The organism is Sphingobium chlorophenolicum (genome assembly GCF_000722875.1).
GTDB classification, from domain to species: Bacteria; Pseudomonadota; Alphaproteobacteria; order Sphingomonadales; family Sphingomonadaceae; genus Sphingobium; species Sphingobium chlorophenolicum.
In genome coordinates, this window is record NZ_JFHR01000009.1 from 90,485 (window position 1) to 112,762 (window position 22,278).

Genomic DNA, 22,278 nt, shown 5'->3' on the forward strand with positions numbered 1-22,278 from the left:
ATGTCGTTCCTATCCTACTGTTGCTGCATTGCCACAGCCGACTCGACGCGCGCCTTCCGCGCTGGCATAGCGCGGCCCATGTCTTACATGCCATATAAGCTGGTCCGCCCCCTCTTCTTCGCGCTGGACGCGGAGCGCGCCCATCATCTGTCCGTCAAATTGCTGCGCCTGATGCCGACGCCCCCGGCGCTGGAACCCGATTCGATGCTGGCGCAGACGGTGGCGGGCATCGCCTTTCCCAATCCGGTGGGCCTGGCGGCGGGCTATGACAAGGAGGGGCTGGTCGCGCACAAGATGCATGGGCTGGGCTTCGGTTTCGCCGAATTGGGGACGCTGACCCCTTTGCCGCAGGCCGGCAATCCGCTGCCCCGGCTGTTCCGGCTGGTGGAAGACCGGGCGGTGATCAACCGCATGGGGTTCAACAATGGCGGTCAGGCGGCGGCGGCAGAGCGGATTGCGAAGCGCAGGCGGCCCGCCGGGAGCGGGCAAGGTCCGGTAATCGGCATCAACATCGGCGCGAACAAGGATGCGGCCGACCGAATCGCCGATTATGCGACCGGCGTCACCTGCATGGCGCCGCTGGCCGATTATCTGACGGTCAACATCTCCTCCCCCAATACGCCGGGGCTGCGGGCGCTGCAGGACCGGGCGGCGCTGGATGAGTTGCTGAGCGCGGTGATGGCGGCGCGGGGAAGTGACAAGACGCCGATTTTCCTGAAGGTCGCGCCCGATCTGGAACCGGCGGACGTCGAGGATATCGCAGCCGCCTGCATCGATCACCGGATCGACGCGCTGATCGTGTCGAACACCACCATATCCCGGCCTGCGTTGCGGTCGGCGCTGGCCGGTGAGGCGGGCGGCCTGTCGGGCGCGCCGCTGCACGATCCGGCGCTGCAAAGGTTGCGCGATTTCCGCAAGGCGCTGGGCACGCGGCTGCCGCTGATCGGTGTGGGCGGGATCGCGAACGCGGAACAGGCCTATGCCCGCATCCGCGCCGGGGCCAGCCTGATCCAGCTTTACAGTGCGCTGGTCTATGAAGGCCCCTATCTGGCCAAACGGATCAATGCGGGGCTGAAAAGGCTGATGGCCCGCGACGGGGTGAAGAATATCAGCGAGATAGTGGGTATCGACGCCTGATCCGTCATATGGGTTGCAGGACGCAACGCAGCGATTAGGGTGCCGGACATGATTTCTCGCCTTTCCGGCCTGTTGGCTCCCCTCGCCCTTTACGCCCTCCTTCCCGCCCCGCTCGCGGCGCGGGAGCCGGTTTCGGTCAACGCGACCGTTTCCGCCGCCGATCCCCGCGCCGCCGAGGCGGGGCAGGAGATATTGCGCAAGGGCGGCAGCGCCACCGACGCCGCCATCGCCATGATGCTGACGCTAAACGTCGTGGAGCCGCATAATAGCGGCATCGGCGGCGGCGGATTCCTGATGCACCATGACGGGCGGACCGGCGCGCTGGAGTCGATCGACGGGCGGGAGGCGGCTCCGGCGGCGGCGCGGCCCGACCGCTTCATCGGGGCGGACAGCCAGCCTTTGCCCTTCCGTCAGGCGTGGCCGGGCGGCTATTCGGTCGGCGTGCCGGGCAATTTGCGGCTGGCCTGGGACGCGCACCGCAAATGGGGGAAGCTGCCCTGGGCCGATCTGTTCCAGCCTGCGATCCGCTATGCCGAGCAGGGGTTCGAGGTGCGGCAAAGGCTCGACACAGCGATGAAGGCGGTGGCTCCGATCTGGAGCGATTTTCCTGAAATCCAGAAATTTTTCTGGATCGACGGGAAGCCCGCACCGATGGGGACAATCGTCAAAAACCCGCCGCTCGCCGCCCTGTTCAAGCGGATCGCGGCGGAGGGGCCGGACGCCTTCTATTTGGGCGAAAATGCCCGGATGATCGCGGAAACCGTCACCAACGCGCCGAAAAATCCGGTGCCGATGACGGAGGCCGATCTGGCGGGCTATCAGGCCAAGGTGCGCAAGCCGGTCTGCGGCCCTTATCGCGTCTATACGGTCTGCGGCATGGGACCGGCTTCGGCCGGCGGGATCACGGTGTTGCAGGTGCTGGGCATGGTCGAGCGATTCCCGCTGGCGCAGTGGGGCAAGGACGATCCCCGGTCCTGGCATGTCATCGGGGAGGCGATGCGGCTCGCCTATGCCGACCGCGACACCTGGCTGGGCGATCCGGAATTTGTGCAGGTGCCGATCAGCGGGCTGATCGATCCGGGCTATCTCAAGCAGCGGTCGGCGCTGATTTCCATGGGGCGGGCGCTGGGCGCCTATCGGCCCGGCATACCGCCGGGGGCGGAGAAGCGCACCGCCGCCCTGCCCCGGCCCGAATCGGGCACCAGCCATTTCGTCGCGGTGGACCGCAATGGCGACATCGCCGCCTGGACATCCACCATAGAGAGTTTCTTCGGCAGCCAGTTGATCGCCAATGGGGTGATATTGAACAATGAACTGACCGATTTCAGCTTTACCCCCGAAAAGGACGGCGCGCCGGTCGCCAACCGGGTGGAGCCGGGCAAGCGGCCGCTATCGTCCATGTCGCCCACCATCGTCTATGACGCGGCGGGGACGCCGGTCTTCACGGTCGGCGCGGCTGGGGGGAAGACCATCATCATGCAGGTGGCGAAGGCGCTGATCGCCCATTTCGACTGGGGGCTTTCGGCGCAGGATTCGATCGCGCTGGGGTTCCAGTTTTTCGACAAGGACGGGCTGGTGCTGGAACAGGGCACCTCGCTGGAGGTGATGAAGGCGCCGTTGGAGAAGCTGGGGCATAAAGTGTCGGTCGGGCGCTTCGGATTGAAGGCCAATGCGGCGGAGCGGAAGGCGGACGGGCATTGGGTCGGCGGCGCCGATCCGCGCAGTCCGGGGGTTTCGTTGCAGGAATAAGAAAACACCGTCATCCCCGCAGAGGCGGGGATCCATCTCCCATAAGAAGCCCCAAGCCGGACGGTCGGGAGATGGGTTCCCGCCTGCGCGGGAACGACGGGCGGTTTTTATGGGGAATCACCCCTTCAAATCCAGCCCGGCGACGTTGAATATGAAGGGAAATGCCTTGTCCTTCGGACCTACCACCAGGTTCACCTTGATCGTCTTGCTGTCCTTGATCGCGTCATAGGCCTTGGCGGCGGGCAGGACTTCGATACCGTCCTTATTCTCCGTCATCCGGCCTTTCCATTCGTGGGTCTTGCCGTCCTGCGTGATCGCTGTGACCTTGCAGTCCGACAGATCGCAGGTGAAGGGCGCGCCCACCAATTTGACGGTGACGTCGACCTCTCCCTTCTCCAGCGGCTGGACCAGCAGGACGGAGAAAGTGTCGGCCGCCGTCATGGTCTGCACGCTGTTGGCGCTGCCGATATAGGCGACCTTCGCCTTGCCGTCCGCGCCGCCCTCATATTTCCAGACCTGTCCGATCTGGTCGCGTTGGGTCGGCCCCTTGTCCTCCGGGGAGGAGCAGGCCGCGACCAGTCCCATGGCGGCCAATGCCCAAAGGGTGCGCATTTCTTCTCTCCTTGCCCGTCATTACGGGAGGAGAACGCATCGGCGCGGCGGGGTTTCCCTCCATTCAGCGATAGCGCGAGGCGGTTTCCCGGATCAGCGCGATCATATTGGGGATGCCCTGCGTCCGGTTGGAGCTGAGCTGGTTGCGCAGGTCGAAAGGCGCCAGCGCGGATTCGATGTCGGTCGCGGCGATGGCGGCGGGCGGCTGGTCCTGCACGGTCAGCAGCACCAGGGCGATGATCCCCTTGGTGATCGCGGCGTTGCTGTCAGCCAGGAAATGGAGGCGTCCGTCCTCCAATACGGTGGGATAGACCCATACCGCCGCCGAACAGCCGCGCACCAGCGTCGCATCGGTCTTGAGCGCGTCGGGCATGGGTTCCAGCGCCTTGCCCAGATCGATCAGCAGACGGTAGCGGTCGTCGGCGTCGAGAAATTCATATTCTTCGACCAGGTCGGCGAGGGCGGGCGATTGGGTCATGGCCGCCATATAGGGGTAAAATCGGAGTGGGGAAGCACTATCGCGTCGGATGGGTGCTCCCCGGACAGGGCGGATGGCTCGCTGCGCTCGCGCCCACCCCCTGGCCCCCTCCCGCCTGCGGGAGGGGGATATTCAGAGATCGACGCCTGCCGCTATGGCTTCCAGTTTGCGGATGCGCTCCTTGAGGTCCGCCACCTCGATCCGGGTCGCGGTGGAGGGCGGCGCGCTTTCGTCCGTCCGCCGCGCCAGTTCGGCGCGTTTCAGGTCCAGCCAGCCGTTCCAGCCGCGCAGGGCCGTGACGGCGACGATGGCGAGTCCCGACAAACCCGCTACCGCCAATGTGAGATAAATGAGGGGGTCCTGCATATCGTCCTCCCTGTCCCTTTTTCAGGCTGCGTCAGTCGCGGTCCCGCAGCTTGTCGAATTCCCGCTCCAGCGCGGTGGAGCCATCGGTCGCCAGCCGTTCCAGCACGGCGACGCGATCCTTGAGCGCCTTCACCTCCGCGCGCAGCCGTTCCGCTTCGGGATCGGGCCCGCGTTGAATATATTCCTCGCCCTTGTGGCGGCGCACGATGCCATATTTGGCGCGGACCACGCTGGCGATGGCGGCGATCGCGACGATGGCGACGACCATTTCGAACGGATTCATCTGTCTTCTCCCTTGCTCCGCATCGGTCACGGCAGCGACCGGCGCGGAATCTCAGCTTTTCGTTTTGACATGCCCTGCGCAGCCCGCTTTTCGACCGGCGCCGCTATCGTTCGATGAACGGCGTTCCCGGCGCCGATCAGCGCAGGCTGTCGATCTCATCCGCCAGGCGGGTGTTGCGGCTGGTATAATAGGTTTCGATGTCGGCCAGGCGGCGGTCGATATCGCGGAACTTGGACCGCACGTCGCGGGTGGAGCGCGCCGGATTGGCCCGCACGCCCTGCCAGAATTTCTGGTCGTCCCGGTCGGCATAGAGGCCCGACGGCTTGTTGTCCGCGATCACGCCGATGGCGAAATAGGCGAGCAGCGTCCAGCCGATGATGAAGAAGGACAGGAACATCGCGACCCTGACCCAGACCACGTCGATCCCTGTATAGTCGGCGATCCCGGCGCAAACGCCCATGAACTTACCGTTCTGCTTGTCGAGGTAGAATTTGGTGCGGCGGGCGCTCATGTCAGTTCCTCCGGTCGAAGCTGTAATCGTCCGTCTCCTGCGGACGCGAGGGGCGGAAATCGGGGTTGTCGGCGGCGACGATCCGTTCGACCGTCATCAGCCGCTCCTCCAGCCGCCGGGCGAGCAGGTGAAGCTCGTCCAGCAGCCGCTCATCCTCATCGGTGATCTTGGGGGCCTGCTTCCACTTGGTGACATAGTGGAAGATCAGCCAGGGCATGCCGATGAACAGCATGCCGCAGATCATGATGGGCAGGAACACTTCTTCCATGCGTCACTCTCCCTTCTGCATGCTGGCCTTCAGAGCCGCCAGTTCGGCGTCGACCTTGTCGGACGCCCTGAGTTCCGCGATCTCTTCCTCCAGCGTCTTGGGCTGCTGGCCCAGGGTCGCGGCATCGGCGCGGCCTTCGGCCATGTCCACCCGGCGTTCCAGCATGTCGAAGCGGGCGAAGGCGTCGTTCACCTTCTCTCCGGCATAGGCTTCGCGGACGCGGAGGCGATTCTGGGCGCTTTCCATCCGGGTCACAAGGCTGTTCTGGCGGGCGCGAGCCTCGCGCAGCTTGGCCTGGAGCTTGGCGATATCCTCCTCGGAGGCGCGCAGCGCTTCGTCCAGCACCTCGATCTCGTGGGAGAGATGTTCGGCCATGTCGGTCGCCTTCTGCTTTTCCACCAGCGCGGCCTTGGCCAGATCCTCGCGGTCCTTGCTGAGCGCGAGCTGGGCCTTTTCCGTCCAGCTATTTTGCAGGCCCTCCAGCTTGGCGATGTGGCGGCGCATTTCCTTCTGGTCGGCGATGGTGCGGGCGGCGGAGGCGCGCACCTCGACCAGCGTCTCCTCCATTTCGAGGATGATCATGCGGATCATCTTCGCCGGGTCTTCCGCCCGGTCGAGCAGGTCGGTGACATTGGCGGCGATGATGTCGCGGGTGCGGGAGAAAATACCCATTTGAACTTCACTCCTGGTACGAACTTCGGGACGCGGCCTTACGCGAGATAGTGCAGGGCCGCGGGGCAATCATGGGCGGCCACTTCGCTCGCCCGCGCCGGGCCGACCGCCGAAAGGATCAGGGTCGATCCGAACAGGACGGAGACGATGGCGACGGACAGGAACTGGCCGATTTCGCGAACGTGGTTGCTTTGCTTTTCCATGATGAACTCCTGAACCTTGGCCTTCATTGATGTGCCGCTTGATGGTCAGCGGCTTCGGCATTCGATATTGCAGATGCCGTGCCAATTTCTGGAAATGGCGGAATTTCGCGATTTTTTACGGTCGTTCAAGAATAAGCCTTGCCGAAAGGTGGGAAATTTCACCATAAGTTGGGTATGGAGAAAAATACCCAGTTCGTCGGCCAGTCGCTGGCCTTTCTGGACGCGGTCGAGCAGGCCGGGCGCGCCGCAGAGCTCAACCGGCCGATATTGGTCATCGGAGAGCGCGGGACAGGCAAGGAACTGATCGCCGAGCGCCTTCATCGCCTGTCGCCGCGTTGGGGCGAACCGCTGATCGTCATGAACTGCGCGGCACTGCCCGAAACGCTGATCGAGGCGGAACTGTTCGGCCATGAGCAGGGCGCGTTCACCGGCGCGGCGCGGGCGCGGGCGGGACGGTTCGAGGAAGCCGACGGCGGCACATTGTTCCTGGACGAACTGGGCACGCTGTCCATGGCGGCGCAGGAGCGGCTGCTGCGCGTGATCGAATATGGGGAGGTGACGCGGATCGGCGCGTCGAAGCCCATGACCGTCGATGTGCGCATCGTTGCGGCCACCAATGAGGATCTGCCCGCCGCCGCCGATGCCGGGCGGTTCCGGCCCGACCTGCTGGACCGGCTGAGTTTCGAGGTGATCACCCTGCCCCCGCTGCGGGCGCGGGAGGGGGATGTGGCGGTGCTGGCGGATCATTTCGGGCGGCGGATGGCGGCGGAGATCGGCTGGCCGCAGTGGCCGGGCTTTTCCGCCGCCTGCATGGCCGAACTGGAGGCGCATGACTGGCCCGGCAATGTGCGCGAACTGCGCAATGTGGTGGAGCGGGCGGTCTATCGCTGGAACGAGCCGGGGCGGCCGGTCGCGGCGATCCTGTTCGATCCCTTCGCTTCGCCGTGGAAGCCCAGGGGGTCGATGGGGGCGAAGGTCGAGGTGGCTCCGGCGCCTTCATTGGTGGCGGCGGCGAACGGGCATGAGGCTGTCACCGATCTCAAATCCGCCGTCGACGCGCATGAGGCCGCCATTGTGCGGGCGGCATTGGAGCGGTTTCGCTACAATCAGCGGGCCACCGCCAAGGGATTGGGGCTGACCTATGACCAGCTTCGCCATTGCATGAAGAAGCATGGGTTGAGCGCTAGTTAGGAGACGGACCAGCGGCAGTTTGCAGCCGGTAGCGCAGAAGCTCGCTGCGCTCGCGCCCACCCCCTACCCCCTCCCGCCTGCGGGAGGGGGGACTATTGTATGCTTATCGGGTGGGAACGGGTTCCGCGCCGGAATAGTCGTAGAAGCCCTTGCCCGTCTTGCGGCCGAGCCAGCCTGCCTCGACATATTTCACCAGCAGCGGCGCGGGGCGATATTTGGGGTCGCCGGTCGTGCTCTGAAGCACCTTGCAAATCTCCAGACAGGTATCCAGGCCCACGAAATCCGCCAGCGTCAGCGGACCCATGGGATGGTTGAGGCCCAGCATCACGCCCTTGTCGATGTCCACGACGCTGCCCACGCCCTCGCCCAGCGCGAAGATCGCTTCGTTCAGCATCGGCAGCAGGATGCGGTTCACCACGAAGCCCGGCGCGTCGAAGGCGTGGACCACCTGCTTGCCCAGGCTGGCGGCGAAGCCTTCCACCGCCGTCACGGTTTCGGGACTGGTGGCGAGGCCGCGAATGACCTCCACCAGCGCCATCACCGGCACCGGGTTGAAGAAATGGACGCCCACGAAACGGCCCGCATCCGGCGCGGCCTGCGCCAGCCGGGTGATCGGGATGGAGGAGGTGTTGGACGCCAAAATCGCGTCATCGGCCAGCAGCGCGCCGACATTGGCGAAGATGGTGCGCTTGATCTCTTCCCGCTCGGTCGCGGCCTCGATCACCAACTGGCAGGCGGCCAGCGGGGCGACTTCGCCCACCGGCGTGATCCGGGCGATGGCGGCGTCGGCGTCGGCCTGCGCCAGCTTGCCCTTCTCCACCGCCTTGGCGAGCAGGCGGATGATGCCGTCGCGGCCCTTTTGCGCGCGGGGCAGGTCGACGTCCGACAGGATCACCTCATAACCCGCCTGCGCCGCCACCTGCGCGATGCCCGCGCCCATCTGGCCAGCGCCGATCACGCCCACGGTCCGAATATCCGTCATTGCTGAAACACTCCCTGCGCTGAATCGCTCTTCGTCCGCCCCCGTAGCGCCATGTCAGGCGGGCCGCCAGAGCTTCCGGACGCGGCGAAAGCGGACGGAAAGCCCCGGACGGTCGGCGGGTGCTGTCATTTCCGCTATTTCCGGCTTTGCGCCGCGCCTGCTTGATGGTTAAAAGCCCCGGCATGTCCGTTTCAGACCTGCTGCCCGCGCCGGCAACCGGAAGGTTCATCGCCGCCGAGCATCACTTCCCGCTGCGCGTCTATTTCGAGGACACCGATCTGTCCGGCCTGGTCTATCACGCCAATTATTTGCGCTATATGGAGCGGGCGCGGTCGGACATGCTGCGCATCGCCGGGATCGACCAGCGCGGCAATCTGGAGGGGGGAGAGGGCGTCTATGCCGTCACCGACCTGCAATTGCACTATCGCCGCCCGGCGAAGCTGGACGATGACCTGATGGTGGTGAGCCGCGTCCTGAAAGTGGGCGCTGCTTCATGTTCCATTCATCAGAGGGTCATGCGCGGTGAGGAATTACTGACGGAAGGCGATGTTTCCGTCGCCTTCCTGACGCCCCAGGGCCGCCCGCGCCGGCAACCCAAGCCCTGGATCGACATTTTCAGCCGTTTGATGAGAGGGGAAGACATCCACCCATGAGCCTTTCGATGCCCGACGTTGGCCTTGCAGTCGGCAGTGCCGCGCAAGCCGCCACCATTTCGCCGCTGGCCCTGTTCCTTCAGGCCGACATCGTCGTGAAGGTGGTGATGCTGGGCCTGCTGCTGGCCAGCATCTGGACCTGGGCGATGATCATCGGCTTCAGCTTCACGCTGCGCAAGGCGAGCAGGCTGAGCCGCGCCTTCGAACAGGATTTCTGGAAGGCGGAGGATATCGACCGCTTCTACGAGGCGCGGGGCAAGTCCGAATTCCCCGCCGCCAGGGTGATGGCCGCGGGCGTCACGGAATGGCGCCGTTCCACCGCGCAGAAGGTGATCGACCGGGAGGGCACCCGCGACCGGCTGTCGACCGCCATGTCCAGCACCATCGCGGCGGAGGTCGACCGGCTGTCGGATCGCCTCAACATCCTGGCCACCATCGGGTCGGTCGCGCCCTTCGTCGGACTGTTCGGCACGGTCTGGGGCATCATGCGCGCCTTCACCAGCATCGCGGCGGAGCAGAATAGTTCGCTCGCGGTCGTGGCGCCGGGGATTGCGGAGGCGCTGTTCGCCACCGCCATCGGCCTGTTCGCGGCCATCCCTGCGGTGATCGCCTACAACCGGTTCAGCCATGGCATCAACCGGATGGAATCGGGGCTGACGCGCTTTGCCGACAATTTCTATTCGACGTTGAGCCGGGAGTTAGAGGCGCAGCGGTGACGGTGTTCGCAAACACCGTCATCCCAGCGGAAGCTGGGATCGCAGGCCGGATAGGGTGGCGCTTGGGGCACGAGATCCCAGCTTTCGCTGGGATGACGAGAGGTATGATGTAATGGCCATGTCCGGACCTCCTTCCGCCCGTCGCGGGCGGGGCCGTGCGCCGATGGCGGACATCAACGTCACGCCGCTGGTCGACGTGATGCTGGTGCTGCTGATCATCTTCATGGTGACCGCGCCCTTGCTGGTGACCGGCGTGCCGGTGAACCTGCCCGAAACCCGCGCCAAGGGGCTGGACCAGGACCAGAAGCCGACGGTCGTTTCCATCGACCGCGACGGCGGCGTCTTCATCGACGACGCGCAGATCAGCGACGCCGAACTGCCCGGCCGCCTGGCAGAGATCATGTCCGCCAACGCAGGCAAGGCCGATCCGCCGCAGATATTCCTGCGCGCCGACAAGGGGCTGGATTATGGCCGGGTGATGCTGGTCATGGGCGAGTTGAACCGGGCGGGCCTGAACAAGGTCGCGCTGGTCAGCACCGGATCTGACGCCGCCGCAAGCAGCGGTTCAGAATAGGGGCCATAGATTTTGGCAATGGATCGCGCGGAGAAAATCGGACTGGGCGTGGCGACGGCGGGACATGTCCTGCTGTTCGGCCTGCTGTCGTCCGGTTTTCTGGCCACTCCCAATCCGCTCAAGCTCAATTCGCCGCCGATGGACGTCAGCCTGGTGGACGAGGTAGCGCTGAAATCGACCGCGCCGCAAGTGTCGACCCAGCCCCCGCCGCCCAGCGTCGCGCCGGAGCAAGGCCCGACCGAGGACGCCGCGCCCGCGCCGGAGCCTGAACCCGCGCCCAGGCCGACGCCCGCCCCGCCCGCGCCCAAGCCCGCTCCGCCCAAGCCGGCGGCGAAGCCTGCGCCCGCCAAGCCGACGCCCGCGCCGCCGAAAAAGGACGTGCCCGCCGCCAGGCCGAAGTCCAAGCCCGCGCCGGAGAAGCCCAAGCCCGCCGCCGCCGCGCCCGTGAAAGCGTCGCAAAAACCCGCGACCAAGCCCAATGCCCCTGCCCGCGCTTCGGGGCAGGGCAAGGCGGAAAAGCCCAGGGGTTCGCTGCTGGGCAAGGATTTCCTGAAAGGCATCGATGCGGAGGCCGACGCGCCGCGCAAACCCGCGCCGCCGCCCGCCGCCGCCATGGGACCGGCGCAGAAGGCCGCGCTGGACGCGGAAATCCGCCGCCAGGTCAAACCCCATTGGAAATCGCCGAGCGGCGCGGATATCGAGCAGCTTCGCACTTTCGTCGACGTGCAGCTTTCCCGCGACGGCTCGATCGTCGGGCAGCCGGAGGTCTTCAACACCACCGGCATCACCGCCAGCAACCGGTCGCAGGTGACGCTGCACCAGGAATTGGCGGTCAAGGCGATCCGGCTCGCCGCGCCCTTCAAGCTTCCGCCCGATCTTTACGACGGCTGGAAATCCCTCCGCATCTCCTTCGACAAGAGGCTATCGCAATGACCCCATCGTTCAGGACTGGAAAGGCCCGATCCGTATTGGGTGCCGTGCTGGGGGCGCTGCTGCTGGCGCTCGCGCCTGCCGCTTCGGCGCAGCTCAGCGTCGACGTGACGGACGAATCCTCCTCCAACCTCAAGATCGTCGTCCCCGCGCTTCCGGCGCAGGCGGAGGTTTCCACCCCCGCCGGTTCCTCGACCGAATTGGGGCGCAAGATCGCGGAGGTCATCGCCGCCGACCTCAAAGGATCGGGCCTGTTCGACCCATCCGGGCCGAACGGCATCCCGACCATCGCCTTCCCCGAAGTGACCAGCCCCGCCTATGACAAATGGGGCGCCTATCAGGCGCTGGTGCAGGGTTTCGTGCGCACCACGGGGGGCGAGGCGGACATCACCGTCGGCTGCTATCTCTATGACGTGGCGTTGAAGCAGGAACTGACGCGGCAGGGCTATGTCGTCAGCCCACGCGACTGGCGGCGGGCCGCGCATAAATGCGCCGACGCCATCTATGCGCGCCTGTCGGGCGAAAGCCCCTTCTTCGACAGCCGCATCGCCTATATCGCGGAGAGCGGACCCAAGGGGAACCGCACCAAGCGCCTGGCCATCATGGATTCGGACGGCGCCAACCACCGCTTCATCACCAATGGCCAGTCGATCGCGCTGACGCCGCGTTTCTCGCCGGATTACAAGTCGATCGTCTATGTGAGCTACCTGAACAACCGGGTGCGCATCTACATCTACGACATCGGCACGGGCAAGCAGCGGCTGGTGACGGAGAGCAGCAATGCGACCTTCGCGCCGCGCTGGTCGCCCGATGGCCGCAACATCCTCTTTTCCATGGCGGTCGCGGGCAATACCGACGTCTATCGCGTCTCCGCCACCGGCGGCGCGCCGCAACGCCTGACCACCGCGCCGGGTATCGACGTCGGCGGCAGCTATTCGCCGGACGGCCGCCAGATCGTGTTCGAAAGCGACCGGTCGGGCAGCCAGCAGGTTTATGTCATGAACGCCGACGGTTCGGGCCAGCGCCGGATCAGCCATGGCGGCGGCCGCTATGCGACGCCGGAATGGAGCCCACGCGGCGACCTGATCGCCTTCACCAAGATTTCGGGTGACTTCAAGATCGCGGTGATGACCCCCAGCGGCGATAATGAGCGCATCCTGACCAATGGCTGGCAGGACGAGCAGCCAAGCTGGTCGCCCAATGGCCGGGTGCTGCAATTCTTCCGCACCACGCCGGGCCGCGAGGGCAGCAGCCAGGTGTGGCAGGTCGACCTGACCGGCGTGAACGAACGGCGGATTCCGACGCCGCTGAGCGGTTCCGATCCGGCCTGGGGTCCATTGCTGCCCTAGGATGCGCGGCCATCCAACTCAGGGCGGGCTGCAAATGGCGGCTTTCTGCGCTTCCGGTGCTCACGTACTGAAGTACGCTGCGCGCCGGTTCTCGAATTCCACCATTTTCGCTCCACCCTGAGCTGGATGCCCACACATCCTGATCTACATTATATCGGAACCGAATCGTCCCGACTGCGTAACGACTTCAAGAATATATGTTGAGGAGCAACCCGATGAAGATTTCCCGTACCCTGCTGGTGGCGACGGCCATCGTCGCCCTCGCCGCCTGCTCCAAGAAGGCGCCGAAGGAACTGCCGCCGCCGCCCGCCGACACGTCCACCCAGACCACCGGCCCCGCCACGCCGTCCGGCCCGGTAAAAGGCAGCCAGGAGGATTTCGTCGCGTCGGTTTCGTCCGACCGCATCCTGTTCGACACCGACCAATATGATGTCGACGCGCAGGACCAGCAGATATTGCAGAGCCAGGCCGCCTGGTTGCAGCAGAACCCCAATGTCCGCGTGACCATAGAGGGCCATGCCGACGAACGCGGCACCCGCGACTACAATATCGCGCTGGGCGAGCGCCGCGCCAATGCGGCGAAAAATTATCTCGCCTCGCTGGGCATCGACGCGGGCCGCATCACCACCGTCAGCTATGGCAAGGAACGCCCGGCAGCGCTGGGTTCGGACGAAGCGGCTTGGGCGCAGAACCGCCGCGCAGTGACGGTCACCGTCCAATATTGACGGCCGACTGAAACCTTTTGGGTCGCGCCAGCTTCATGACCCGCCGGTCCCTGGGATCGGCGGGTTTCTTTTTGGCCGTGCGAGCGATGTTCGATCGGGGCCTGTACTGGCGAAATCCGTTCGTGGGGAGAAATGGATGCTGAAACGAGTTCAGCATGACGAAGAGGATAAGGGGCCAGACTAGGACCAACCGCCGCCCAGCGCGAGGAAGATCGCGATCTGGTCCTGCACCAGTTGCACCCGCGCCGCCGCCGCTGAAGCCTCCGCATTGGCGAGTGAGCGTTGCGCGTCCAGCAAGGACAGGAAATCGCCCCGTCCGAAGCGGAACAGCTTGCCCGCCTGCGCCGCCGATACGCCCGCGCTATCCCGCGCCCGGTCGAGCGCCGCGGTCTGATCGGCATGGCGGCGGTAGCTTTCCAGCGCGGTTTCCGTCTGGCGCAACGCCTCCAGCACCGTGCCGTCGAAGCGGGCCAGGTCAGCCTGCACCTGCGCGTCGGCCTGCGCGATCCGCGCCTTGACGACCGGGCGGTTGGGGAAACTCCAGCTCAGCAGCGGCCCCAGGCTCATGCCGAAGCTGGCGCCGGACCCGAAGCTGTTGAGCGGTCCGCCGAGGCCTAGCGATCCTCCGATGCCGATTTGCGGATAGAGGTCGGCCGTCGCCACGCCGACGCGAGCGGTATCGGCGGCGATGCCGCGTTCAGCCTGTCGGATGTCGGGCCGCCGCCGGATCAATGCCGCGCCGTCGCCTAGGGGCATGGCCGCGTGCAGCATCGGCAGGGCCGCGCAATCCTCCACATCCCTGGGATAATCCGCCGGGGCGCGCCCCAGCAGGGTCGCCAGCAAATATAGTCCGGCCTGCCGCTGCGCCGCGAAGGCGGGCAGGCCAGCCTCGCTGACGTCGACCGCCGCCTGCGCGCGGCTGACGTCGAAGGCGGTGCCGCGTCCGCCCTTGAACAGCCGCTGGGTGGCGTTGAGAGTTTCCCGTTGCAGGGCCACAACGCGGCGGTTGACGACCAGCGAATAGTTGGCGGCGCAGACTTGCGCATAAGCCCTGGCCGTCGCCGCCGCGACGCTTACGCGCACATAGTCGCGTGCGGCCGCCACCGTTTCGACATCGGCGGCGCTCGCCTCGATCGCCCGCCTGATCCGGCCGTTCAGGTCGAGCGGATAGGAGGCGGAAAGGCCCAGATCATAGCCGACCACGCCCGGCAGACTCTCCGCCGTGCCGGAGGGCCGCGCCAGAGTGGCTCCGCCGCTGAGGGTGGTGCCGATGGTCCGCCCTGCCTCCGCCTCGCGCAGCACGGCCTGCGCCGCGCTCAGGTTCGCGTCGGCCACGCGCAGGTCGGTGTTGGCGGCGAGCGCCTGTTCGACCAGCGCGTCCAGACGGGGATCGTCATAGAGCCGCCACCAGTGATCGGGCAGTTCGGCATTGCTGAAGCTGGGGTTCTGCGCCGACAGGAAAGCGCCCTGCGCGGCGGGGGCGGTTGCCGCGGACTTTTCCGGCGGGCGATAGTCCGGGCCTGCCGTGGCGCAGGCGGACAACGCGAAGGCCAAAAGGGGCGCCCATATCTTTGCCCTTCCCCTCCGTCCGAACGGGGACGAAGGAGTGCCAGAAGGCAGGAGGTTATGCATGGCGGCACTGTCCCGGCTTTGCATCCGCCCGCACCGGTTCGATCGTCACCGTGGCGGTGCGCCCGGTGATCAGCTTCACCTCCGGCGGAACCTTGGTCAGCTTCACCCGCACCGGAATGCGTTGGGCCAGGCGCACCCAGGAGAATGTCGGCTCGACCGTCGGCAGCAGGTTGCCCGAATCCGAACGGCTGCTGTCGTTGATGCCATAGGCGATGCTGTCGACCCGTCCGTGCAGATCCTGCGCCTCGCCCATCAGCCGCACCGTCACGGGCGCGCCGATGCAGACCAAAGGCAGCTTGGTTTCCTCGAAATAACCCTCGACGCGCAGGCTGTCGCGGTCGACCAGCGCCATGGCCTGTTGGCCAGCAGCGACGAAATCGCCCGGATGCAGGTCCAGGTTCGTGACCACGCCGTTGACCGACGCCACCACCTGCGTCCGTTTCAGGTTCAGCGCGGCGGCGTCCCGCGCGCTCATCGCCTCGGCCAGCGCGGCCTGCGCCGTCGCGACGCGCGCCACATTCTGCTCATGCGCTTCCTTGGCCACCAGGTCGCCAAGCGCGATGTCGCGGGTCGCCTCCCGCCGGGCCTGGCCCAATGTCGCCTTCGCGCTGGCGATCCGCGCCTCCGCCTGTTCCACCGCCAGCGCATAGCGGGGCCGGTCGATCACGAACAGCAGGTCGCCCGCCTTCACCGCCTGATTGTCATGCACGGCTACGGACGTCACCAGCCCGCCAATGTCGGGCGTCACCCGCACCACATCGGCGCGCACCCGCCCGTCGCGGGTCCAGGGGCTGCGCTCATAATGGTTCCACATCCACACCGCCGCCAGAATGGCGGCGATGACGATGACGATGGTGGCGGCGCTGCGGGTCAGCGTGGCGGCAAGACGGTTCATAGGCGGATTCCAAGGGTGGGAATGAGGATGGCGAGCGCGACCAGCATCAGCACGAAGATGCTGAGGTCGACCGCCGCCCGATAGGCGAGGAAGCGATAGAGGCCGAAGGCGGCGATCAGCCGGGTCACGCCCCAGCTCAGGATCAGCGCCGCCAGCGCCAATATCAAAAGGGTCGGCACATAGACGCCGACCAGGGCGATCTCTCCGGTCATGCAGCGGCTCTCCGATAGCCTTCGCTCTCCGGGAAAAGGTTGCGGCGCAGGCTGACCAGCGCGAGTATGGCCTGCCGCCGGATCGCGGCGCTGTGGTTGAGCGACAGGTCGCCGATCGCATGGTCGATGTCGGCCAGAAGCGCCGGGCGGGCGGGTGCGGGCGCATCCGGGTCCAGCCCGCGATAATGCGCGCCCACCCCCGTCAGCACATCGGCTAGCGGCGCGGCTTCATCGGCAGGCAGGTCCAGCCGCAATTGCCGCAATTCGCCGATGGCAACGCCCGTCCGCAGATCGCGCAGCGCATCGTAAAGCGGTTGCCCGCTGTCCGACCGCGTCGCCGCCAGACGCGGGGCGAGCAGCGCGATGCGGTCCAGCATCCGGTTGATCCAGCCCCGAACGTCGGGCGGCGTCATCAGCGTGGCGCGATTGGCGATGTCGTTCCAGCCCGCCCGCACCGTGCGTCTGATCGCCCGTTCGACGCCCGCCGACTGCAACAGCCCGGCCATGATGATCGCGAACCACAGGCCGACCAACTGCGCCACCGTGCCGTTGGCATAGACGGCGAAGGCGTCCCGGTACCGATCCGACAGCAGCACCGGGCTGCCCAGCCCCAGCAATGTCGGCAGCGCGATGCCCAGCCAGCGCGGCGACGCCATCATCGTGCCCAACAGCAGCAGCATAGGCGCATAGGCGGCGGCCAGCATGGCGAACCCGTCCAGGCGCGGCATGATGACATAGCCATAGATCGCGCCCAACAGGGATGCGGCGATGGTGCCGATCATGAAGCCCTTGAGCGGCGCGAGCGGATTGTCCGACCCGGCGAACAGGGAAAGAAACACGCCCGCCAGCATCACCGCCGTGCCGCCGTCCTTCCACCCGCTGCCGATCCACAGCGCGCAACCCAATGCGATGGTGACGAAGGCGCCGAAGGCTCCACGCGCCGCCCCGGCATAATCCTTGTGCAGTTCGCGGTTGCGCCGCCCCTCCAGCAATTCGCCGACGCGGGGACTCACCGCCTCGCGCCTGTGCGTTACCATCTGGTCGTAAAGGTCGCGGCAATCGCGATGCGCCGCGATCAGGGTGGCCAGCCGCGCAAACAGGCTGAGGCGCATCATCTCCGCCCAGCCCATCTCCTCTCGCGCCGCAGGCTCCAGCGCGGCGCAGCGGGCGATCAGCGCGTCCGCCGCCGCCGTGCGGGCGGCGATATCGTCGCCGGGGTTGACGATCCAGGCGCGGATGTCGGCTATCAGCTTGCGGACCGGCTGCGGCACCTTTCCGCCGCTGGCCGCCTTCAGCATCGCCAGCCGGTCCTCCACCGCCGCGCCCAGCGGCAGCAGCAGGGAAAGCTGGTCCTGCATCGCCCGCACCGTGCGCACGCGGGGGGCCAGGCGGCTGATGTCGAAGGGCAGGTGCACCGACATCTGGTGCAGTTCGGTGATGTCCTGCGCCAGGCGGCGGCGCTCCTGCGCCAGCCCCTCCACCGGCTCCAGCGCGATGGCGTCATGGGACCAGCGTTCCGCGTCGCGCAGCATCGCCTGCACCCGCGCCAACAGCAGGTCGGTGATGGAGCCGGGGAAGACGACGCCATGGACCAGGCTGCCGCACAAGATGCCCAGGGTGATTTCCTGCAGGCGCAACGAGGCTACTGTGAAGATGGCCTGGGGCGTGTCGACGTCGGGAAAGACGATCAGGCAGGCGCTGTAGCCAGCCAGCACGAACATATAGGATCGCGGCGTCCGGTCGAGCAGGGAGATATAGACGCAGAGCGCCACCCATGACGCCATGGCCAGCGACAGCAATTCGGGGGAATTGACCAGCGGTGGCACGATGGCGACCGAAAAGACAGCGCCGGTCAGCGTGCCGATGGTGCGAAACACCGCCTTGGAAATCACCGCGCCTGCCAGCGGCTGGGCGACGATATAGCTGGTGAGGAAGGCCCAATAGGGCCGCTCCAGCCCGATGCTGAGCGCCGCATAGAGCGCCAGCATCGCTGCCGCGAAACATTTCAGCGAGAAGAGCGCGGTCGGCCAGCCGATGCGCTCGCCAAAGGCCATCATGTCAGCACTGCCCCCGCTGTTCGGCCATGCGCCGTTCCAGCAGGCCCAGCAGGTTGACGAGGATTTCGATCGCGGTGTCGGGTACGCCGTCCAGCAGCTCGCGCCGCAAATTCGCCAGCTTGGCTTCGATCTGCCCCACCAGTTCCTTCCCTTCCGGCGTGAAGGCGACCCGGTTCGAGCGGCGATCGTCGGGGTTGGGAACGCGCTCGACAAGGCCCGCCGCCTGCAACTGGTCCAGCGTCCGCACCAGTGACGGCTGGGTGATGCCCAATTCCTCCGCCAAATCGGCCTGCCGCGCATCCGGGCCGAGCCGGTCGAGATAGATCAGGCACCAGCCCGCGCTGTTGGACACGCCGAATTCCGCCAGCGCCAGATCGGCCAATTGCCGCCACTGGCGCGCCACCTGAGGCAGTTTATGCGCTAGGATGCGCTTCAGTTCGGATCGCGACATTTTTCTTAGATAGCTAACTAATAGCTTTCGTCAAGGTCCATTTCATTCCTCCCCATCGGGAGATGGGAAGGGGACCAGCCGAAGGCTGGTGGAGGGGAAGGTGGCACGACCTGCGTATTTCCCCTCCACCATTCGCTTCGCGAACGGTCCCCCTCCCCACGCTGCGCGTAGGGAGGAATAGGGAAGGGGCGGGGAACTGCTGTTCCCCGCCCCTTCCCTGTCGCTATCGAATCGTCAGCCCCGGCGCGTGCCCGAAAAGCCCGCCGCGCCGAACGCGCCAAGCTGCATCGTGCCGGTGATGCTGTCGCCGTTCACCTCCGCCTCGCATTCCAGCGTCATCGGCATGGGGATGGTCATGTTCATCTTCCAGATCAGCTTGTTGCCGTCGACCTTGCCATCCGCCACGTCGAGCGAGCCCATCATGCCCGCGAAAGTGCCGTGAAAACTGTCCCCGGAACTGATCACGGTCAGCACGCCGTTCTGGTCGCCCATCGGGGTCTTCGCCACGCAATCATAGGCGCCGTCCACTGCTGCCATAGCTCTTCTCCTTTACGTTAACGTCAATCTGCCAATGTGCCCATTTCTACTGGAAGGCCAACCGCGTCAAGCTGTGGTTTCACCAGCTTCGCATCGCCGACCACGACCCAGATCAGCCGGTCGGGATCGATCGCCTCCCGCGCTGCCTTGTCCAGGTCCGCCGCCGTCATGGCGCGATAGACGCCCGGCAGGCTGGCATAATAATCGTCCGGGCGCCCCAGCATCCGGTTGCGCATCATCGCGGCCAGCAGGTCGGACGAGGTTTCGAAACTGCCGGGCAGCGACAATATCTGGCTGTTGATCGTCTGGTTCCGCTCCGCCTCCGTCGTGCCCTTGGCGGTCAGGAAGTCGCCGATGTCCTTGCGCGCCGCGACGATGGATTCGCCGGTCTTGTCGGTCTGCACCGGGGCATAGACCAGCAGCGGGATCGTTTCCTTGACGCCCGGCAGGGCGCTTCCGGCATAATAGGCCCAGCCCTTCGTCTCCCGCAGGTCCATGATCAGGCGGGAGGTGGAACTGCCGCCCAGAACCTCATTGGCGGTCAGCAGCGTCACCGGATTGTCGGTGCCCGCCTTGTTGGTCAGCACACCGGCGAGGATCATCGACTGCGGGCTTTGCGGCTTGTCGACCAGGATGATGCGGGAGGGCCGCATCATGCGGTCCATGCGGAAGAGCTTTGCGCCCTTCGCCGCCTTGGGTGCTTTCCAGTCGCCGAAGCGCTTTTCGAGCAGCGGCATCACATCGGCCAGCGTGGTATCGCCAGTCACGAAGATGGTCGCATTGTCAGGCCGCAGCCATTTGTCGTGGAAGGCGACCAGATCGGCCCGCGTCACCGCCTTGACGCCGCTTTCCGTACCGGAGCCGGTGAAGGGAATGCCGTAAGGATGCGCCTGCCCGTAGAGCAAAGGCGGCAGCAGGCGCTGCGCGATCGGCATGGGTTCGGTCTTTTCCGCCTTGATGCGGGTCAGCACCTGACCGCGCAGGCGTTCCACCTCGACCGGCGCGAAGGCGGGGTTGCGTATCACGTCGGCCAGCAGGCCGAGCGAGGCGTCCAGATTGGGCTTCAGCGCATAAAGGCCGACATTGGTGGCGTCCATGCCGTTGCCCGCGCTGATCGAGGCGCCCAGCCGTTCCTGCTCCTCCGCGATCTGGATGGAACTGCGCGTCGTCGTGCCCTCGTCGAGCAGGGCAGCGGTCAGCCCGGCCGTGCCCAGCTTCGCCTTGTCGTCGGCGGCGTTGCCCGCGTCGAAGGACACGGACACCCGCACCACCGGCACCGTGGCGCGGCGGGCGAAGACGATGGGGATGCCGTTTTTGAGCTTCGCATGTTCGACCGCGGGGAATTCCAGATCCTTGACCGGCTCTATGCCCGGCTCGGCGACCTTGGTCGGCGGCGGCGGGGTGGCGGCCACGGGAGCAGGCTTCTTGGGGTCGCGGAAATAGGCCGGATGATGGGTGGCGTTGCCTGCCAGCGCATTATCCTCCGCCGAACGCTCGCCCGGCGCGACGGTCAGGCGGAACACCGGCCGCGACAGCCATTTGCGGGCCGCCTCGCTCACCGATTGCGGCGTCGCGGCGGCATAGGCGGCCAGATCCTTCTTATATTTGGCCGGATCGTCGGAATAGACCGCCCCTTCGGCCAGCGTCACCGCCTTGCCGCTGAAACCGCCCACCTTCTCCAGCCCGCCGATGGTGCCGGAAAGCTGCGCCGTGGCGGCGCGCTGCACCTCGTCCGCGCTCGGCCCCTTGGCGAGATAGTCGGCCAGAAGCTGGTCCAGCCGCTTGCCCACCGCCACCGGGTCCTGCCCCGGCTTCACGTCCACGGTGATCTCCGCGATGCTGAGCTTTTCGAAGGGCTGGATGCTGGCCTTGGCCGCCACCGCGACCTTCTCGCCGCGCACTAATATATTGTCGAGCCGCGACGACCCCAGCCCGCCGAACACCGCCATGGCGAGGTCGAGCTGCGTCAGATCGTCCGAATTGACCCCCGGCACGATCCAGTTGCGGTAGAGCCGGGTGGCGGCGACATTGTCGTGCATCACCTTCTCGACATCCTTGTCGAGCGTCGGGACGGTCGCGTCCACATCCTGGGGCGCGGGACCGGCGGGGATATTGCCGAACCATTTTTCGACCTTCGCCTTCGCGGTCGGCGCGTCGATGTCGCCCGCCAACACCAGCACGGCGTTGTTCGGGCCATAATGGGTCTTGAACCATGTCTGCACGTCGGCAAGACTGGCGGCGTTCAGGTCGGCCATCGATCCGATGGTGGAGTGGCGATAGGGGTGCCCCTCCGGCAGCATGGCAGCCAATTGCGCATATTCGACCAGGCCATAGGGTTCGTTCTCGCCCATGCGCTTTTCATTTTGGACGACGCCGCGCTGGGTATCCAGCTTGGTCTGGGTGACCGCGCCCAGCAGATGGCCCATGCGGTCTGATTCCAGGAACAGCGCCCGGTCGAGCGCGCCGGTCGGCACCGTCTCGAAATAATTGGTGCGGTCGAACCAGGTCGTGCCGTTCCAGTCGGTCGCGCCGATATCCTCCAGCCGTCCGAAGAAGGGGCCGTCCGCATTTTCGGAGCCGTAGAACATCAGATGTTCGAACAGATGGGCGAAGCCGGTCTTGCCCGCCGGTTCGAAGCGCGAGCCCACATGATACCAGATCGACACGCCGACCACGGGGGCCTTGCGGTCGGTGTGGACGATGACGCGCAGGCCGTTCTTCAGCGTGAATTGCTCATAGGGGATGTCCACCGCCGACACGAGGCTGGAGAGCGGCGCGGGCGCGGCTGCGCTGGCCGCCCTGGGCGCGGCGACGGCCTGCATCGTGGGCGCGAGCGCGAGCGAGGACAGGCCGAGCGTCAGGGCCAAGCGGCGGGAATGGCGGGAGAAGGTCATGAGCGCCTCATGATGGTCATGGATTGGCGGGCAGCATAGCGGGGCGTTTTAGCCGTGCAATACGCATGTGGGAGAGATGCCCCATCCTCCAGGCGTCATGCTGAACTTGTTTCAGCATCCATCAAGCCTCCTGGACCTGAGCTGGAGGCGAAATGGATGCTGAAACAAGTTCAGCATGACGGTAAAGGCGAGAGGTCGCTG

25 protein-coding genes are annotated in these 22,278 nt (G+C 66.0%); 9 read left to right on the plus strand and 16 right to left on the minus strand.

The window, feature by feature from the left end; genetic code table 11:
- The first annotated feature begins 87 nt into the window (after nt 1-87).
- Nucleotides 88-1,137 carry a quinone-dependent dihydroorotate dehydrogenase gene (locus BV95_RS05620; protein WP_037448663.1) on the plus strand — a complete coding sequence of 350 codons (1,050 nt, stop codon included), beginning with the start codon at nt 88-90 and terminating at the stop codon, nt 1,135-1,137.
- Between the two features lie 48 nt (nt 1,138-1,185).
- A complete protein-coding gene (ggt, locus tag BV95_RS05625; RefSeq protein WP_037448530.1) occupies nt 1,186-2,886 on the plus strand; it encodes a gamma-glutamyltransferase in 1,701 nt (566 codons plus the stop codon).
- A gap of 117 nt (nt 2,887-3,003) precedes the next feature.
- Here the strand turns inward: ggt and BV95_RS05630 are convergent, their stop codons facing one another.
- The 8 genes from BV95_RS05630 to BV95_RS24265 form a co-directional block, all read right to left on the minus strand.
- Nucleotides 3,004-3,498, minus strand: a complete 495-nt coding sequence (locus BV95_RS05630; protein ID WP_037448533.1) for a hypothetical protein — start codon at nt 3,496-3,498, stop codon at nt 3,004-3,006.
- A gap of 64 nt (nt 3,499-3,562) precedes the next feature.
- Entirely contained in the window at nt 3,563-3,985 is a 423-nt protein-coding gene (locus BV95_RS05635) for a SufE family protein (RefSeq protein ID WP_409372078.1), read from the minus strand.
- 123 nt (nt 3,986-4,108) lie between these two features.
- A complete protein-coding gene (locus tag BV95_RS05640; RefSeq protein WP_037448535.1) occupies nt 4,109-4,342 on the minus strand; it encodes a hypothetical protein in 234 nt (77 codons plus the stop codon).
- A 31-nt stretch (nt 4,343-4,373) separates the two neighbouring features.
- Complete coding sequence (locus BV95_RS05645) at nt 4,374-4,625, minus strand: hypothetical protein (RefSeq protein WP_037448538.1); 252 nt, start codon at nt 4,623-4,625, stop codon at nt 4,374-4,376.
- A gap of 136 nt (nt 4,626-4,761) precedes the next feature.
- A complete protein-coding gene (gene pspC / locus BV95_RS05650; protein WP_013847961.1) occupies nt 4,762-5,136 on the minus strand; it encodes an envelope stress response membrane protein PspC in 375 nt (124 codons plus the stop codon).
- Nucleotide 5,137: 1 nt separating this feature from the next.
- The gene (gene pspB, locus BV95_RS05655; protein WP_037448541.1) at nt 5,138-5,404 is read right to left on the minus strand and encodes an envelope stress response membrane protein PspB; all 267 of its coding nucleotides are present in this window, start codon (nt 5,402-5,404) and stop codon (nt 5,138-5,140) included.
- A 3-nt stretch (nt 5,405-5,407) separates the two neighbouring features.
- Nucleotides 5,408-6,076 carry a phage shock protein PspA gene (gene pspA, locus BV95_RS05660; protein ID WP_037448544.1) on the minus strand — a complete coding sequence of 223 codons (669 nt, stop codon included), beginning with the start codon at nt 6,074-6,076 and terminating at the stop codon, nt 5,408-5,410.
- Nucleotides 6,077-6,114: 38 nt separating this feature from the next.
- Complete coding sequence (locus BV95_RS24265) at nt 6,115-6,279, minus strand: hypothetical protein (protein WP_169804649.1); 165 nt, start codon at nt 6,277-6,279, stop codon at nt 6,115-6,117.
- Nucleotides 6,280-6,453: 174 nt separating this feature from the next.
- On the opposite strand from BV95_RS24265, the gene pspF reads away from it, so the two are divergent.
- Nucleotides 6,454-7,470, plus strand: coding sequence for a phage shock protein operon transcriptional activator (gene pspF / locus BV95_RS05670; RefSeq protein ID WP_037448548.1), 1,017 nt, complete (start codon nt 6,454-6,456; stop codon nt 7,468-7,470).
- 103 nt (nt 7,471-7,573) lie between these two features.
- On the opposite strand, the gene BV95_RS05675 is transcribed toward pspF, so the two are convergent.
- Entirely contained in the window at nt 7,574-8,452 is an 879-nt protein-coding gene (locus BV95_RS05675; protein WP_037448550.1) for a 3-hydroxybutyryl-CoA dehydrogenase, read from the minus strand.
- A gap of 182 nt (nt 8,453-8,634) precedes the next feature.
- Between BV95_RS05675 and BV95_RS05680 the strand changes: the two genes are divergently transcribed.
- The 6 genes from BV95_RS05680 (at nt 8,635) to pal (ending at nt 13,399) form a co-directional block, all read left to right on the plus strand.
- Nucleotides 8,635-9,105, plus strand: a complete 471-nt coding sequence (locus BV95_RS05680; RefSeq protein WP_037448669.1) for a YbgC/FadM family acyl-CoA thioesterase — start codon at nt 8,635-8,637, stop codon at nt 9,103-9,105.
- Nucleotides 9,102-9,821, plus strand: a complete 720-nt coding sequence (tolQ, locus tag BV95_RS05685) for a protein TolQ (protein ID WP_037448553.1) — start codon at nt 9,102-9,104, stop codon at nt 9,819-9,821. The genes BV95_RS05680 and tolQ overlap by 4 nt, the downstream gene beginning before the upstream one ends.
- 112 nt (nt 9,822-9,933) lie before the next feature.
- Entirely contained in the window at nt 9,934-10,395 is a 462-nt protein-coding gene (tolR, locus tag BV95_RS05690; RefSeq protein WP_037448556.1) for a protein TolR, read from the plus strand.
- Nucleotides 10,396-10,413: 18 nt separating this feature from the next.
- The gene (locus tag BV95_RS05695) at nt 10,414-11,328 is read left to right on the plus strand and encodes a cell envelope integrity/translocation protein TolA (RefSeq protein WP_037448559.1); all 915 of its coding nucleotides are present in this window, start codon (nt 10,414-10,416) and stop codon (nt 11,326-11,328) included.
- On the plus strand, nt 11,325-12,674 hold the full coding sequence (tolB, locus tag BV95_RS05700) for a Tol-Pal system beta propeller repeat protein TolB (RefSeq protein ID WP_051749625.1): 1,350 nt from the start codon (nt 11,325-11,327) through the stop codon (nt 12,672-12,674). Before BV95_RS05695 ends, tolB begins: the two co-directional genes overlap by 4 nt.
- Nucleotides 12,675-12,889: 215 nt before the next feature.
- Entirely contained in the window at nt 12,890-13,399 is a 510-nt protein-coding gene (pal, locus tag BV95_RS05705; protein WP_013847972.1) for a peptidoglycan-associated lipoprotein Pal, read from the plus strand.
- 180 nt (nt 13,400-13,579) lie between these two features.
- On the opposite strand, the gene BV95_RS05710 is transcribed toward pal, so the two are convergent.
- From BV95_RS05710 to BV95_RS05740, 7 genes are all read right to left on the minus strand, one after another.
- Complete coding sequence (locus tag BV95_RS05710; protein WP_081873287.1) at nt 13,580-14,953, minus strand: efflux transporter outer membrane subunit; 1,374 nt, start codon at nt 14,951-14,953, stop codon at nt 13,580-13,582.
- Nucleotides 14,954-15,023: 70 nt separating this feature from the next.
- Nucleotides 15,024-15,926 carry an efflux RND transporter periplasmic adaptor subunit gene (locus tag BV95_RS05715; protein WP_037448565.1) on the minus strand — a complete coding sequence of 301 codons (903 nt, stop codon included), beginning with the start codon at nt 15,924-15,926 and terminating at the stop codon, nt 15,024-15,026.
- On the minus strand, nt 15,923-16,138 hold the full coding sequence (locus tag BV95_RS05720; RefSeq protein WP_037448568.1) for a DUF1656 domain-containing protein: 216 nt from the start codon (nt 16,136-16,138) through the stop codon (nt 15,923-15,925). The genes BV95_RS05715 and BV95_RS05720 overlap by 4 nt, the downstream gene beginning before the upstream one ends.
- Complete coding sequence (locus BV95_RS05725) at nt 16,135-18,195, minus strand: FUSC family protein (RefSeq protein ID WP_037448571.1); 2,061 nt, start codon at nt 18,193-18,195, stop codon at nt 16,135-16,137. The genes BV95_RS05720 and BV95_RS05725 overlap by 4 nt, the downstream gene beginning before the upstream one ends.
- 1 nt (nt 18,196) lies before the next feature.
- On the minus strand, nt 18,197-18,646 hold the full coding sequence (locus tag BV95_RS05730; RefSeq protein WP_037448573.1) for a MarR family winged helix-turn-helix transcriptional regulator: 450 nt from the start codon (nt 18,644-18,646) through the stop codon (nt 18,197-18,199).
- 234 nt (nt 18,647-18,880) lie between these two features.
- Nucleotides 18,881-19,183 carry a hypothetical protein gene (locus tag BV95_RS05735; protein WP_037448576.1) on the minus strand — a complete coding sequence of 101 codons (303 nt, stop codon included), beginning with the start codon at nt 19,181-19,183 and terminating at the stop codon, nt 18,881-18,883.
- A gap of 23 nt (nt 19,184-19,206) precedes the next feature.
- On the minus strand, nt 19,207-22,077 hold the full coding sequence (locus BV95_RS05740) for a M16 family metallopeptidase (RefSeq protein ID WP_037448579.1): 2,871 nt from the start codon (nt 22,075-22,077) through the stop codon (nt 19,207-19,209).
- Nucleotides 22,078-22,278 lie beyond the last annotated feature (201 nt).